Annotated in this window: 13 protein-coding genes; 8 read left to right on the forward strand and 5 right to left on the reverse strand. The window is 72.4% G+C overall.

Translation table 11 applies throughout. The features are described 5' to 3' along the window. Positions 1-42 precede the first annotated feature (42 nt). Positions 43-294, forward strand: a complete 252-nt coding sequence (locus HNR14_RS18460) for an acyl carrier protein (RefSeq protein ID WP_021765217.1) — start codon at positions 43-45, stop codon at positions 292-294. 111 nt (positions 295-405) lie between these two features. Then, positions 406-1,641 carry a beta-ketoacyl-[acyl-carrier-protein] synthase family protein gene (locus HNR14_RS18465; protein WP_179702155.1) on the forward strand — a complete coding sequence of 412 codons (1,236 nt, stop codon included), beginning with the start codon at positions 406-408 and terminating at the stop codon, positions 1,639-1,641. A 96-nt stretch (positions 1,642-1,737) separates the two neighbouring features. Here HNR14_RS18465 and HNR14_RS18470 read toward each other — a convergent pair whose 3' ends face one another. After that, positions 1,738-2,241 carry a DUF3145 domain-containing protein gene (locus HNR14_RS18470; RefSeq protein ID WP_179702156.1) on the reverse strand — a complete coding sequence of 168 codons (504 nt, stop codon included), beginning with the start codon at positions 2,239-2,241 and terminating at the stop codon, positions 1,738-1,740. A gap of 190 nt (positions 2,242-2,431) precedes the next feature. Between HNR14_RS18470 and HNR14_RS18475 the strand changes: the two genes are divergently transcribed. After that, entirely contained in the window at positions 2,432-2,998 is a 567-nt protein-coding gene (locus HNR14_RS18475) for a PadR family transcriptional regulator (RefSeq protein ID WP_179702157.1), read from the forward strand. A gap of 34 nt (positions 2,999-3,032) precedes the next feature. Here the strand turns inward: HNR14_RS18475 and HNR14_RS18480 are convergent, their stop codons facing one another. Together HNR14_RS18480 and HNR14_RS18485 are read right to left on the reverse strand one after the other, a co-directional pair. Next, entirely contained in the window at positions 3,033-3,881 is an 849-nt protein-coding gene (locus tag HNR14_RS18480; protein ID WP_179702158.1) for a DUF1684 domain-containing protein, read from the reverse strand. Between the two features lie 66 nt (positions 3,882-3,947). After that, the gene (locus HNR14_RS18485; RefSeq protein ID WP_343064536.1) at positions 3,948-5,660 is read right to left on the reverse strand and encodes a bifunctional 3'-5' exonuclease/DNA polymerase; all 1,713 of its coding nucleotides are present in this window, start codon (positions 5,658-5,660) and stop codon (positions 3,948-3,950) included. Positions 5,661-5,769: 109 nt separating this feature from the next. Here HNR14_RS18485 and HNR14_RS18490 point away from each other — a divergent pair, with 109 nt between their 5' ends. Next, on the forward strand, positions 5,770-6,105 hold the full coding sequence (locus tag HNR14_RS18490; protein ID WP_021762860.1) for a 4-fold beta flower protein: 336 nt from the start codon (positions 5,770-5,772) through the stop codon (positions 6,103-6,105). A 15-nt stretch (positions 6,106-6,120) separates the two neighbouring features. Here the strand turns inward: HNR14_RS18490 and HNR14_RS18495 are convergent, their stop codons facing one another. Further along, complete coding sequence (locus HNR14_RS18495; protein ID WP_179702160.1) at positions 6,121-6,579, reverse strand: NUDIX domain-containing protein; 459 nt, start codon at positions 6,577-6,579, stop codon at positions 6,121-6,123. A 50-nt stretch (positions 6,580-6,629) separates the two neighbouring features. Here HNR14_RS18495 and HNR14_RS18500 point away from each other — a divergent pair, with 50 nt between their 5' ends. The 4 genes from HNR14_RS18500 (at position 6,630) to HNR14_RS18515 (ending at position 12,852) form a co-directional block, all read left to right on the forward strand. Then, positions 6,630-7,109: an NUDIX hydrolase gene (locus HNR14_RS18500; protein WP_179702161.1), complete on the forward strand. Its 480-nt coding sequence runs from the start codon at positions 6,630-6,632 to the stop codon at positions 7,107-7,109. 66 nt (positions 7,110-7,175) lie between these two features. Further along, positions 7,176-7,538 carry a hypothetical protein gene (locus tag HNR14_RS18505; RefSeq protein ID WP_179702162.1) on the forward strand — a complete coding sequence of 121 codons (363 nt, stop codon included), beginning with the start codon at positions 7,176-7,178 and terminating at the stop codon, positions 7,536-7,538. Positions 7,539-7,582: 44 nt separating this feature from the next. Then, a complete protein-coding gene (locus tag HNR14_RS18510; RefSeq protein ID WP_179702163.1) occupies positions 7,583-11,539 on the forward strand; it encodes a Pls/PosA family non-ribosomal peptide synthetase in 3,957 nt (1,318 codons plus the stop codon). Continuing rightward, entirely contained in the window at positions 11,536-12,852 is a 1,317-nt protein-coding gene (locus tag HNR14_RS18515; protein WP_179702164.1) for a M1 family metallopeptidase, read from the forward strand. Before HNR14_RS18510 ends, HNR14_RS18515 begins: the two co-directional genes overlap by 4 nt. A 13-nt stretch (positions 12,853-12,865) precedes the next feature. Here the strand turns inward: HNR14_RS18515 and HNR14_RS18520 are convergent, their stop codons facing one another. Further along, positions 12,866-13,843 (reverse strand): zinc-binding dehydrogenase, encoded by a 978-nt coding sequence (locus HNR14_RS18520; protein ID WP_179702165.1) that lies wholly within the window; start codon positions 13,841-13,843, stop codon positions 12,866-12,868. Positions 13,844-13,902: the final 59 nt, after the last annotated feature.

A 13,902-nucleotide genomic window follows, 5' to 3' on the forward strand; every position in this document is an offset into this window, starting at 1 on the left:
CTGATCAACGGTCAAAACGACACCCCTCAAGGAGATAACACCATGGCATTGTCCACCGAAGAAGTTCTTGCCGGCCTGGCCGAGCTCATCAACGACGAGACCGGCATCGCGACCGACACCGTCGAGCTGGACAAGTCGTTCACGGACGACCTCGACATCGACTCCATCTCGATGATGACCATCGTGGTCAACGCCGAGGACAAGTTCGACGTCAAGATCCCCGACGAGGAGGTCAAGAACCTCAAGACGGTCGGCGACGCGGTCGAGTTCATCGTCAAGGCGCAGGACGCCTAGGCCCCGCAAGAATCGTCCTCCGCGCGGGCGGCGCGCCCTCCGGCCGCCGCCCGCGCGAGTTCTCGTGCGCCCGCGCGAGTCCGACGTACCGAACAACGGAGAGTTGTCGTAATGACCAAGAAGATCGTCGTCACCGGCGTGGGCGCTACCTCCCCGCTCGGCGGCACCGCCCCGGAGAGCTGGCAGGGCCTGCTCGCCGGTGAGTCCGGAGCCCGCACCCTCGAACACGAGTGGGTCGAGAAGTACGAGCTGCCCGTCACCTTCGCCGCCGAGGCCAAGGTGCGCCCGGACACCGTGCTCGAGCGTCCTGTCGCCAAGCGCCTCGACCCGTCGAGCCAGCTCGCCCTCGTCTCCGCGATGGAGGCCTGGGCCGATGCAGGCGCGCCCGAGGTCGTCCCCGAGCGTCTGGGCGTGGACTACGCCACCGGCATCGGCGGCGTGTGGACCCTGCTCGACGCGTGGGACACCCTGCGCGAGCGCGGCCCCCGCCGCGTCCTCCCCATGACCGTGCCGATGCTGATGCCCAACGCCGCGTCGGCCGCGATCTCCATGCACTTCGAGGCCCGCGCGTTCGCCCGCACGGTCGCCTCCGCCTGCGCCTCCAGCACCGAGTCGCTCGTGAACGCGTACGAGCACCTGCAGGCCGGCCTCGCCGACATCGTGATCGCCGGCGGCAGCGAGTCCGCCATCCACCCGATCACGATCGCCTCCTTCTCGTCGATGCAGGCGCTCTCGCGCCGCAACGACTCCCCCGCCACGGCCTCCCGCCCCTACAGCGTCGACCGCGACGGCTTCGTCATGGGCGAGGGCGCCGGCGCCCTGGTGCTCGAGACCGAGGAGCACGCGCTCGCCCGCGGCGCACGCATCTACGCGGAGGTCGTCGGTGGCGGCGTCACCGCCGACTCGTACCACATCACCGCCAACGACCCCGAGGGCCGCGGTGCGAGCCGTGCCGTGCGGCTCGCCCTGGAGCAGGCCGGCGCCTCGCCCGACGAGGTCACCCACATCAACGCGCACGCGACCAGCACGCCCGTGGGCGACCCGGCCGAGTACGTCGCGCTGCGCGAGGTGTTCGGCGACCGGGTGCACAGCATCCCGGTGTCGGCCACGAAGGCGTCCACTGGTCACCTGCTCGGCGGAACCGGCGCACTGGAGGCCGTGTTCACGATCTTCGCGATGCGCGACCGCGTCGCCCCGCCGACGATCAACCTCACCGAGCAGGACCCGGCGATCCCGCTGAAGGTCTCGGGCTCGGCCCAGCCGCTCGGCGACGGCCCGCAGCTCGCGATCAGCAACTCGTTCGGCTTCGGCGGACACAACGCCGTCGTCGCGTTCCGCTCGGTCTGACCCGGCGCACGTGAGAAGGCCCCGGTCCACTGGACCGGGGCCTTTCCCGTTTCACCGCGGGCGGGCGGCGTTCGCCGGGCCCGCCGCGGGATCCTGTCAGCCGACCTTGTGCAGCCAGATGACCGACGTGTCGTCGTGCGCGTGCCGGAACGGTTCGAGCTCCTCGTCCCAGGCCTGGCCGAGGGCGAGACGCAGCTCGCGCTGCAGCTCCTGCGCGTTTCCGCCCGCGAGCTCCATGGCATAGCGGATGCGGTCCTCCGGCACGACCATGTTGCCGACGGTATCGGTCTGGGCGAAGAACACGCCGAGATCGGGGGTGTGCATCCACCGGCCGCCGTCGGTGCCGAGACCGGCGTCCTCCGTGACCTCGAAGCGCAGGTGCTCCCACCCGCGCAGAGCGGTGGCGAGGCGTGCGCCGGTGCCCTGCGGGCCGTCCCAGAAGAACTCGGCTCGCTGGGCGCCCTTCAAGACCGGCTGCGTCTCCCACGTGAAGTTGACGGCGCGACCGAGAGCGCGTCCCGCCGCCCACTCGATGTGGGGGCAGAGCGCGCCAGGTGAGGAGTGCACGTAGAGCACTCCTCGACTTGCGTGACCCGTCATGGTTTCCTCCGATCGCTTGGTGCGTCTTCCCCAACGACCAACGAGCGGGTGTGCCATGACTGCGTATGAAGTTTGCGGGCCCCACCGGGGCCTCTGCCACGATTATGCCGGACAACGCGCGGGAGTTACAAGATTGTGATTCGGCGATTCCCGCGTGCCGCGGGCGCGGCGGCGGAATAGCATACCGAGTATGTCCGTCCAGAATGGTTTCCTCGCCGTGCTGACGCAGGGCGCCGCGTACGGCTCGCAGCTGCAGAACGAGTTCCTGGCGCGGGCGGCCCACCGTCGCCAGCTCAACGCCGGGCAGGTCTACTCGACCCTCGACCGCATGACCGACCAGGGGCTGATCGAGCCGGCGGGCGCGACGGAGGACGGCCTCCCCCTGCACGCGCTCACCGAGGAGGGCGAGACGCAGGCGCGCGCGTGGCTGTCGACCGGACCGCGAGACACCGAGCCGGACTGGGACGAGATGCAGGATCAGGTGCTGATCGCGGCCTCCATCGCCGGCTCGGATCCCGCCGCGATCGTGGCCGACTACCGCGCGGCCTACGCGGAGCGCATCCGGGAGCTGACCCACGACGCCGACTCGCGTGCACTGCTCGCCGCCAACCGGGCCGCCGAGCTGGGCGCGAACGCGGCGATCGAATGGCTCGACGAGGTCGCCGCCGCTCTCCGCGCGCACCCGGAGGTGCTGCTCCAGCCGCGTTCACCCGAGCGTCCGCGTCGTGGGCGCCGGCCGGCGGCGGAGTCGGCCTGAACGCGGTCAGCCGGACCTGTCGCCGCGACGCGCCTCAGTGGAGGAGCGCGCCCTCCTTGTTGAGCACGTTCTTCTCGCCGGCCTCGATCGGCACGGCGAACCGGTTCTGCGCGGGCGGCAGCGGGCAGTTGAAGTTGTAGCTGAACGCGCAGGGCGGCAGCACGGCGAGGTTGAAGTCGAGGGTGACGGTGCCGTCCTCGTTCGGGACGACGAAGAGGAAGCGCCCGACCGAGTAGGTGCTGTCGCCGTTGGTGCTGTCGGCGAAGACGAGCTGCAGCGCGCGACCGGCCTTGAAGGCGGCGAGGTTGTAGTCGACGCCGTCCTTGCTGAAGGTGATCTCGCCGGGGATGACCATCTCGCGGGTCTTGCCGTCGTCCTTCAGGTGCTCGAACCCGACCGACTTGCCGCCCTCGATCGGGCTGAAGGCCGCCTGGATGATCCACTCGCGGTTGAACGGGAAGGCGTCGATGGAGCCGAACTCCTGGATCGCCTCGGAGTTCGCGTCCCAGACGCGGAGCGCGTAGTCGCCCTCTTCGCTGGCGATGACGAAGCCGCTGACGGTGTCGCTGAAGGTGATCGCGCTCGGGTTCGCGTCGTCCTTGCCGCGGACGATGGCCTCGCCGTCGACGAGCGTGCCGTCGACCGTGATGCCGTCCGCCGGGGTGGCGGTGACCTTCAGGCCGGACTGCCCAGCAGGGAGCGGCGACCACAGGCCGGGGACGCCCCAGACGGGCTGCGCGGGAGCCTCCGGGTCGCCGGTGATCCACTGCGTGTTGACGAGCGCGAGGTTGCCCTGCGGGGCGGTGACCACCTGCTCGCGGCGCTGCCGGTACCGGGCCAGGACGGCGTTGGGGTCGGTGGGGGCGGCGGCGGTGTCAGTCATGGTCTCCATCCTCGGTCAGGTCGCCACTGACAACCAACTCCGACACCCGGGAATTCCGCGCCGGCGTCACTTCGCTTCGGCGTACGAGTCGACGACGGCGGCGGTGACCGGGAAGTCGACGGGGAACGCGCCGAAGAGCAGCCGTCCCGCGAGCCGGGCGGACTCCTCCACGGCGGCCGCCGTCTCGGACGCGAGCTCGGCGGGCGTGTGGACGATCACCTCGTCGTGCAGGAAGTAGACGAGGTGCGGGGAGTCGGTCAACGGCCGACCGGGCGCGAGGGCGGTGAGGCGGTTGCGCAGCTCCGCCATCCAGCACAGCGCCCACTCCGCCGCGCTCGCCTGCACCACGAAGTTGCGGGTGAAGCGGCCCCAGTCGCGGGCCTGACTGCGCGCGCGGCGTTCGTCGACGGCGGTCGAGTCGGCGGAGGACGCGGCGGACTGCGTCGTGCGCCAGGCCGCACTCGGCGGCGGCGAGCTGCGACCGAGGCGGGAGGTGACGATCGCACCGCGCTCCCCCGCCCGGGCGGCCTCCTCCACCAGCCGGATGGCGCGCGGGAAGGCGCGGGTCAGGCGGGGCATGAGTCGCCCGCTCTCGCCGGTCGTCGCCCCGTACATCGCACCCAGCATCGCGACCTTGGCGTGCGCGCGTTCGTCGACGGCGCCCGACTCGACGATGCCGGCGTAGAGATCCTTTCCGCGACCGGCCGCGGCCATCGCGGTGTCGCCGGCGAGGCCGGTCAGGATGCGGGGCTCGAGCTGCGCGGCGTCCGCCACGACGAGCTTCCAGCCAGGGTCGGCCACCACGGCGCCGCGGACCTGCTTGGGCAGCTGCAGCGCGCCTCCCCCGCGCGTCGCCCAGCGACCCGTGACCACGCCGCCCGGCACGTAGTCCGGCCGGAACCGGCCGTCGTGCACCCAGCTCTCCAGCCAGGTCCACCCGTTGGCGGTGAGGAGGCGAGAGAGCTTCTTGTAGCGCAGCAGGGGCTCGATGACGGGGTGGTCGAGCTCGCGGAGCTCCCACGAACTCGTGGAGGCCACCAGCATCCCGGCGCGCTGCAAGGCCTTGAGCAGCGCCGGCGGGCTGTCGGGGTTGAGGTCGGGGGCGTCGAGCTCGGCGCGGACGCGGGCGACGAGCTCCTCCAGGACCGCAGGACGGCCGTAGGCGGGCCGGGGGCCCAGCAGCCCGGTGAGCAGGTCGTCGTGCCGCTCAGCGCTGTACGGGAGGCCGCAGAACCGCATCTCGGCGGCGATGAGCGCACCCGCGGACTCCGCGGCGAGGAGGAGGCGCAAGCGGCCGGGGTCGGCGCTGCCGGCGATCGCCTCCTGCTGAGCGGCGAACTCGGTGACGGCGGAGAGCGCGTCAGCGTCACCGGCCGTCGATTCGTGCTCGAAGTCGAAGAGGGCCGAGTGGGTGGGCTCGGGGGCATCCTCCAGCACCGTCGCGGTGTCCCACGGCCCGACGGGCGCCGTGGCGAGGGCCGAGTCGGCGGTGAGCGCCGAGTTGCGGAGGATGGTGTGCGAGAGCGTCAGGTCGACGCAGCGCTCGACCCGCACGCCGGCCGCGAGGAGGGCCGGGTACCAGGCGCGTGTGTCGCTCCAGACCCAGCGGGGGCGCTCACCGTCGGCGGGCGCGTTCTCCCGAGCGGCGACATAGGCCGGGAGGTCCGCGTCGGTCAGCTCGTCGGCCTCGCCCGTCGCGTGCGCACCCTCCCCCGGAACGGGAGCGGGGACGGCGACCGCGCGGATGTCGCGGCCGACGCGTTCGAGGACGATGTGCACGGTTCCATTCTCCCGGGAGCGGGTGACATCCCCGCGCGTCGCTTGCCGCATCGCGCGTTGGTGAGGATAATTCAACGGACGACGATGCCGACCCGAAAGGCGATCGACGATGACCGTATATCTGCACGACAGTCAGGGAGTCTGGATAGCGTTCCGCAGCGACCCGCGCGGGCGGTACCTGTTCAATCCCGACGGCGACTGGATCGGGTGGTTCCCGTGGGACGACGACGAGGTCGTGACCCCGAGCGGGAGCTACCTCGGGACGGTGCGTGGCGACCGGCTCTTCACCGAGGACGGGCACCGGTACCGCGGTGATCCGGGTTACCCCGGGGCGCCGGGCTACCCCGGCCAGGCGGCGTACCCGGGAGCGGCGTCGTTCGCGAGCCTTCCGGCCGGATGCCAGGACGTCGCCGGGGCATTGCTCTGGCCGCGCCTCGCCTCCTGAACCGTCGGGGCGGGCTCAGTCGGCCAGGCCGGACAACCGCGCGCGCAACTCGGGCCAGGACGCCCCGAAGCCGGGGTGCAGCGGGAGGTCGGCGACCTCCCCCACCGGAACCCAGCGCAATTCGATGCTCTCGACATCCGCCATGCGCGCCTCGAACGGCCGCACGGCCTGCGTGACGACGGTCGTGTAGGACCAGAAGCCGAGGTCGAGCACGCTCTCGAAGAGCACGCGCACGGCATCGGGCGGCACGTCGGCCTCCTCCTGGGCCTCGCGCAGCGCGCCTTCGACGGCCGACTCCCCCTCGTGCCTCGCCCCGCCCGGCAGCCCCCAGGTGCCGCCGAAGTGGCTCCAGTCGGCGCGATGCTGCAACAGGATGCCGCGCTGGAGGTCGTGCACCAGCAGCCCGGCTGCGCCGAACCGTCCCCAGAAGCGTTCGCCCTGAGGGCCCTCCACCCACGCGTCACCCGAGTTCACGGTTCCACGTTAGCCGCCCGGACGAGCGGAGGCGGACGTAGGGTCGCACTATGACCGTCCGCAGCGCCGCCCTCCTGCTCCACCGCCCCTCGTCCGCCGGGCCGGAGATCTGGCTCGGGCACATGGGCGGCCCGTTCTGGGCGCGCAAGGACGACGGCGCCTGGTCGCTGCCCAAAGGGATCGTCGAGGCCGGGGACACGGACGAGCTGGCCGCCGCCCGCCGCGAGTTCGCAGAGGAGATGGGCGTCGAGGCGCCGGATGCGGACTACCTGCCGCTGGGCGACTTCCGGACCTCCGGCAAGGTGATCGTCGTCTTCGCCGGCTCCGCCCCCGACTTCGAACTCACGGAGGTGCGGAGCAACACGTTCGAGCTGGAATGGCCTCCCCGCTCCGGCCGCACGCAGGCGTTCCCCGAGATCGACGACGCGCGCTGGTTCACGCTCGACGTCGCCGCCGAGAAGCTCACGAAGGGCCAGCGGCCCATTCTGGACGCACTGCGCGAACTTCTCGCGACTGGGGAGGGCGCATGACCCCCGAGTGGACGTATGGTGAGCGCGACAGGGCTGTCCGGGATCCGAAACGCGCAAGGAGGAACCGTGAGCACGAAGAAGGCGGAGAAGGAGGCGGAGCGGTTGCTGGTCGCCGCCCGCGCCGCGGTCGACGAGGCCGAGCGAGCGGTGAAGAAGCTCGACAAGCGCTCCCGCAAGACGGCCGAGGAGCTCTCGGCCCGGCTGGAGCAGGCCGCGAAGGACGCGAAGAAGGCGGTCAAGCGCACCGAGAAGACCGCGCGTACCGCAGCGGCCCAGGCCGATGCGGTGAGCAGCGGAGGCGTCGCCGCGACGCCGTCCAGCGGCATCCCGACGTTCCACGGGCTGCGCGACCGCGCCAAGGCCCAGGGCATCCAGGGGTACTCGCGCATGAACAAGGCGCAGCTGCTGCACGCGCTGGGCGAAGGCTGACCCGTTCACCGGCCGGTAACCGCACCGGCCTAGCGTGAACGCCCGTGACTGACCCCGACGGATCCGCCGCTCCCGGCCTGCTGCTGAGGTCTGCCCTCGCGCCGGCGCCCCGCACCCTGATCGACATCCTCCGCGCGTCAGTGGCCGCCGATCCCGAGGCCTCGGCGATCGAGGACGCCCGTGGCGCGCTGTCCTACCGGGAGCTGCTGGCGAACGTGCTCGCCACCGCCGGTCGCCTCAGACTCGCGGGCGTGCGCCCCGGCGACCGGGTGGGCGTGCGGATGACGTCGGGAACGCGCGAGCTGTACCTGGCGATCCTCTCGGTCGTCGCCGCGCGCGCCGCGTACGTGCCGGTGGATGCCGACGACCCGCAGGAGCGCGCCGACCTCGTCTTCGGCGAGGCGGCGGTGAGCGGCGTGATCGGGGACGACGGATATCGCGCCACCGGAGCCGACGAGCCCGTCCCGCTGTTCGGCGTCGATGCCCCGCACCCGAGCACCGCGGCCGTCCCCCTCGTCGACCCGCCGGTGCCCGACGACGACGCCTGGATCATCTTCACCTCCGGCTCGACGGGCACGCCGAAGGGCGTGGCGGTCCGGCATCGCTCGGCCGCCGCGTTCGTCGACGCCGAGGCGCGGGTCTTCCTGCAGGAGGAGCCGATCGGGTCGCAGGACCGCGTGCTCGCCGGGCTCTCGGTCGCCTTCGACGCGTCGTGCGAGGAGATGTGGCTGGCCTGGGGGCACGGGGCGTGCCTGGTGCCGGCCCCGCGCTCGCTCGTGCGCACCGGCATGGACCTCGGCCCGTGGTTGGAGGCGCACCGCATCACGATCGTGTCGACCGTCCCGACCCTCGCCGCGCTGTGGCCGCCGGAGGCGCTCGACAACGTGCGGTTGCTGATCTTCGGCGGGGAGTCCTGCCCGCCCGAGCTCGTGAACCGGCTCGCCGTCGAGGGCCGCGAGGTCTGGAACACCTACGGACCGACGGAAGCGACCGTCGTCGCGTGCGGCACGGCATTGACCGCGGGCGAGCCCGTGCGGATCGGTCTCCCGCTCGACGGCTGGGACCTGGCGGTCGTCGACGCCGACGGCATCCCGGTCGGCGACGGAGAGACGGGAGAGCTGGTCATCGGGGGCGTCGGCCTCGCGCGCTACCTCGACCCTGCGAAAGACGCGGAGAAGTACGCGCCGATGCCGACGCTCGGCTGGGAGCGCGCCTATCGCAGTGGCGACCTGGTGCGATTCGACCCTGCCGGGCTTTTCTACCTCGGACGCGCCGACGATCAGGTGAAGGTCGGCGGCCGCCGCATCGAGCTCGGCGAGGTGGAGGCCGCCCTCCAGGCGCTGCCGGGGGTCTCGGGTGCGGCCGCGGCCGTGCGGAAGAGCGCGGCGGGCAACGACATCCTGGTCGGCTACCTCGCCGTCCCCGAGCGCGCCGCCTTCGATCGTGCGACGGCGCTCGCTCAGTTGCGGGAGGAGCTGCCCGCGGCGCTCGTCCCGCTGCTGGCCGTGGTCGACGACCTCCCGGTGCGCACCTCCGGCAAGGTCGACCGCGCCGCCCTGCCCTGGCCTCTCGACGACACGGCCGACGGTCCCTCCCCCGCCGGCGACGACCCGGTGGCCGAATTGCTCGCCGCCGACTGGCGCAGCGTGCTCGGGCTGCCGGTGACCGGGCCCGACGACAACTTCTTCGACCTCGGCGGTGGGTCGCTCGCCGCCGCCCAGCTGGTCTCCCTGGTGCGTCACCGCCACCCCGACATCAGCGTCGCCGACGTGTACGCGCATCCGCGGTTCGCCGCGATGGCGCAGGCCCTCGCCGAGAGCTCGCCTCTGCCGTCGGCGGCCTCGACCCACGTGGTGCCGCGCACCCCGCGGCGCATGCAGATCCTGCAGACCGTGCTCGGCCTCCCCCTCTTCATCCTCAACGGGGTGCGCTGGCTGCTCTACTTGCTCACGGCCGCGGCCATCCTGCGTCCGTTCGGCGGCTTCGACGCGCTGCCGGAGGTCGACCTCGTCTGGCTGATCGTCGGCCTCCTGATCTTCGTCACCCCCTGGGGCCGGATGGCGATCGCGGTCGTCGCCGCTCGCCTCCTGCTGGCCGGTGTGAAGCCGGGCGACTACCCGCGCGGCGGCGGCGTGCACCTGCGCCTGTGGCTGGCCGAGCAGGTGGCGCACCAGATCGGGGCCGCGAGCCTCGCCGGGGCACCATGGATCAGCTACTACGCGCGAGCGCTGGGCGCGAAGATCGGCCCGGGCGTCGACCTCCACACCCTCCCTCCGGTCACCGGGATGCTGCGGATCGGCGCCGGCGCCTCCGTCGAGCCCGAGGTCGACCTCGCCGGCTACTGGATCGACGGCGACCTCGTCCGCATCGGCGAGGTGCGCATCGGCGCGGGCAGCACCGTCGGAGCCCGTAGCTCCCTCATGCCGGGGGCCAAGATCGGGCGCAGTGCGACCGTGGCTCCGGGCTCCGCGGTGTTCGGCCGCGTTCCGGCCGGGCAGACCTGGGCCGGCTCCCCCGCCGTCCGGGTCGGCCGCTCGCACGAGTGGTGGCCGAAGGAGCGTCCGCCGCGCCGCACGCGCTGGGTCTTCGCCTACGCGGTCGCGTCGCTGGTCGTCTCGCTCGCGCCGGTCATCGCGTTCGCAGCGGGTGCGCTCGTGCTCGCAGCGGCGATCCGGGGCGCGGCGAGCATGGCGGACGTCGCCGGGCGCGCGTTCGCCGCGCTGGTCCCCGGCACGCTGGTCGCGGGCCTGGTGCTCGCGGGTCTCGTCGTACTGATGGTGCGGCTGCTCGGCATCGGCATCGGCATCGAGGAGGGCGTGCACCCTGTGCGCAGCCGAGTCGGCTGGCAGGTGTGGTCGACGGAGCGGCTGCTCGACATGGCGCGCACCATCCTGTTCCCGCTGTACGCCAGTCTCTTCACGCCGGTCTGGCTGCGGATGCTGGGCGCGCGGGTCGGGACGGATGTGGAAGCATCGACCGTCCTCCTGCTGCCGGCGATGACGCGCATCCGCGACGGCGCGTTCCTCGCCGACGACACGCTGGTCGCGTCCTACGAACTCGGCGGCGGCTATGTGCGCATCGCCCGGGTCGAGATCGGCGAGCGGGCGTTCCTCGGCAACTCCGGGATGGCGGGCGGCGGCAACCGCGTCCCCCGCGACGGTCTCGTCGCCGTGCTGTCGGTCGCCCCGCGCAAGGCCAAGGCGGGCTCGTCGTGGCTGGGGTCCCCTCCCGTCAAGCTGCGGCGCCGCGTGCAGGAGGCCGATGTCTCGCGCACCTACGCGCCCTCCACGGGTCTGCGGGTCGCCCGCACGACGTGGGAGCTGCTGCGCATCGTCCCGGTGCTCGTGACGTGCGCGATCGGCCTCGGCGTCGTGCTGGGACTCGGTGCGATCGTCGAGGCGTGGGGCGTGTGGTGGGCCGTGCTGCTCAGCGGACCCGTGCTGCTCGCCGCCGGAGCCGGGGCTGCCGCGATCAGCTCCGCCGCGAAGTGGGCGCTGCTCGGGAGGCTGCGCGCGGGCGAGCATCCCCTGTGGTCGTCCTTCATCTGGCGCAGCGAGGTCTCCGACACCTTCACCGAGATGGTCGCGGCTCCCTGGTTCGCGTGGGCCGCCGCGGGAACGCCCGCGCTCGTGTGGTGGCTGCGCAGCCTGGGCGCGCGGATCGGTCACGGCGTGTGGATCGACAGCTACTGGCTCCCGGAGGCCGATCTCGTCTCCCTGGGCGACGCGACGACGGTCAATCGGGGTTGCGTCGTGCAGACGCACCTGTTCCATGATCGAATCATGAGCATGGACGAGGTCATCATCGAGCGCGGCGGCACCCTGGGCCCGCACAGCGTCATCCTCCCGGCGGCCGCGATCGGCGCGGAGGCGACGGTCGGCCCGGCCTCCCTGGTCATGCGCGGCGAGACCGTCCCCACCGGGAGCCGCTGGAGCGGCAACCCGATCGGTCCCTGGCGCGAGGTCGTGGTGCGGCAGTACCAGACGCGGGCGGCCCGATGACCGGCGCCACCGCCGCGCCGGTCCCGCACACCTACCTCCCGCGCTCCGGCACCGACGACTACGCGGTGCTCTCCTACGACCTGACGCTCGACTACCGGGTGACGACGAACCGCCTCGACGCGGTCGCCGTGATCACGGGCCGCGCCGCCGCGCCGCTCACCGCGATCGTGCTCGACCTGGTGCACCTGCGCGCCAAGAAGGTGCGCCTCGACGGGGAGAAGCGCACGAAGTTCTCGCAGAACCCGACCCACCTGCGCGTGACGCCCTCCGCCCCGATCGCCGCGGGCGACGAGTTCCGCGTCGAGATCGCCTACGACGGCTCCCCCGCCCCGCGCCGCACCCGCTGGGGCACCCTCGGCTGGGAGGAACTGACCGACGGCGTGATCGTCGCCGCGCAGCCGTCGGGCGCGCCGACCTGGTTCCCGTGCAACGACCGGCCGTCGGACAAGGCGTCGTACCGCATCCGGATCACGACGGAGGCGGCGTACACGGTGCTCGCCACCGGCGAACTGGTCGAGCACAGCGTCGGCGCCGGCCGCGGCACCTGGCTCTTCGAACGCTCGGAGCCGACCGCCACCTACCTCGCCGCCGTGCAGATCGGCCGCTACACGCTCGAGCCGCGACGCACCGGCGACGTGGAGGTCGTGCTCGCCTACCCGGCCGCGCTCGCCCGCCGCGTGCTCGCCGACTTCGCCCCGCTCTCCCGGATGCTCGACTGCTTCCAGGAGCGCTTCGGTCCGTACCCGTTCCCGTCGTACACGGTCGTCGTCACCGAGGACCCGTTGGAGATCCCGCTGGAGGCGCAGGCGATGGCCACCTTCGGGGAGTCGCACGTCGACGGCCGCGGCGGCTCCGAGCGCCTGATCGCGCACGAGCTGGCGCACCAGTGGTTCGGCAACAGCGTGGGCCTCGCGAGCTGGCGCGACATCTGGCTCAACGAGGGCTTCGCCTGCTACGCCGAGTGGATCTGGTCGGAGGCGTCCGGCGGTCCGTCCGCCAACGCACTGGCGCGGACTCATCACGCGCTGCTGCGGGTGAAGGCGCACGACCTCGTCCTCGGAGACCCGGGCCCGGACGCGATGTTCGACGACCGCGTCTACAAGCGCGGCGCGTGCACCCTGCACGCGCTGCGCAAGCGGATCGGCGACGAGCGGTTCTTCGACCTGCTGCGCGCCTGGTGCGCTGAGCACCGGTTCGGCACGGTGGACACCGCGACGTTCGAGGCGCTGGCGGCCGGGTACTCGGACGAGCCGCTCGACGAGTTCTTCGACGCGTGGCTGCGCGGCACCCGGCTGCCGTCGCTCTCGGCGTGAGCCGACCGCGACGCTACGGCTTCAGCAGCACCTTGCCCACACGGCCTTGGCGGTCGCTGGCGTGCACCGCGTCGTGGATGTCGTCGAACAGGTAGACGCCCGCGACCGGCAGCGTGATGCCGCCGGAGATCGCGGCCGTGATGAGCTCGCCGAACAGGGCGTTCCGCTTGTCGGCGGGCATGGAAGCGCTGACCTTGCTGCCCCAGAAGCCCTTCACGGTCGCCTGTTTGAAGATGACGTCGCCCGACGAGATCGACATGGTGTCGGATCCCATCGCACCGAACGACACCAGCGTCCCGCCCTCGACGAGCAGGTGCAGGAGGTCGCCGCTGGACTCGCCGCCGACGGAGTCCACCGCGGCCGCGATCGGAGCTCCGCCGGTGAGCTCGGCGACGTGCGTGCGCCAGTCGTCGTGAGCGGTCGCGACCACGTTGCGGATGCCCGCTTCGGCGAGCACCGTCACGTCGGCCTCCCGGCGCACCAGCCCGATGACGTTGACGCCGCGGGTGGCGGCGAACTGGGCGAGCAGCCGGCCGACGGCGCCGTTGGCGGCGTTCTGGATGATCCAGTCGCCCGCCTCCACCTCGAGGAAGTCGAGGAGGCTGAGCGCACTGAACGGCATCGCCACGAGCTGGGCGGCGGTCTCGTCGCTCAGGGCGTCGGGCACGGGGATGAGGCCCGCGGCCTTCGCCACGAAGTACTCGCTCCACACGCCGAAGGTGCCGCCGGTGACGACGCGCTGGCCCACCGCCGGAGTCTCGACGCCCTCGCCGAGCGCGTCCACGATGCCGACGGCCTCGGTCCCGGCCTGGGCGGGCAGCTCCGGCTTGAAGCCGTAGGTGCCGCGGGCGGTCCAGAGGTCGTGGTTGTGGATGGGCGAGAGCACGGTCCGCACACGGACCTGCCCGGGCCCCGGTTCCGGGAGCGGTCGCTCCTCCACACCGAGGACCCGGGCAGGGTCACCGAATTCGTGCTGGACGAGAGCGCGCATGGAAGCTCCTTGGCTCGGAGGGACAGGGTCCTCCCCAGCCTAGGCCGCGCACGCCGTGC

This window comes from Leifsonia naganoensis (assembly GCF_013410615.1).
Taxonomy (GTDB): Bacteria; Actinomycetota; Actinomycetes; order Actinomycetales; family Microbacteriaceae; genus Leifsonia; species Leifsonia aquatica.

What these genes read in the sequence shown, in the direction of transcription:
- HNR14_RS18470 (WP_179702156.1), bottom strand. Translation starts at nt 2,241, where the DNA reads ATGACGGGTCACGCAAGTCGAGGAGTGCTCTACGTGCACTCCTCACCT.
- HNR14_RS18460 (WP_021765217.1), top strand. Translation starts at nt 43, where the DNA reads ATGGCATTGTCCACCGAAGAAGTTCTTGCCGGCCTGGCCGAGCTCATC.
- HNR14_RS18520 (WP_179702165.1), bottom strand. Translation starts at nt 13,843, where the DNA reads ATGCGCGCTCTCGTCCAGCACGAATTCGGTGACCCTGCCCGGGTCCTC.
- HNR14_RS18475 (WP_179702157.1), top strand. Translation starts at nt 2,432, where the DNA reads ATGTCCGTCCAGAATGGTTTCCTCGCCGTGCTGACGCAGGGCGCCGCG.
- HNR14_RS18500 (WP_179702161.1), top strand. Translation starts at nt 6,630, where the DNA reads ATGACCGTCCGCAGCGCCGCCCTCCTGCTCCACCGCCCCTCGTCCGCC.
- HNR14_RS18490 (WP_021762860.1), top strand. Translation starts at nt 5,770, where the DNA reads ATGACCGTATATCTGCACGACAGTCAGGGAGTCTGGATAGCGTTCCGC.
- HNR14_RS18465 (WP_179702155.1), top strand. Translation starts at nt 406, where the DNA reads ATGACCAAGAAGATCGTCGTCACCGGCGTGGGCGCTACCTCCCCGCTC.
- HNR14_RS18480 (WP_179702158.1), bottom strand. Translation starts at nt 3,881, where the DNA reads ATGACTGACACCGCCGCCGCCCCCACCGACCCCAACGCCGTCCTGGCC.
- HNR14_RS18515 (WP_179702164.1), top strand. Translation starts at nt 11,536, where the DNA reads ATGACCGGCGCCACCGCCGCGCCGGTCCCGCACACCTACCTCCCGCGC.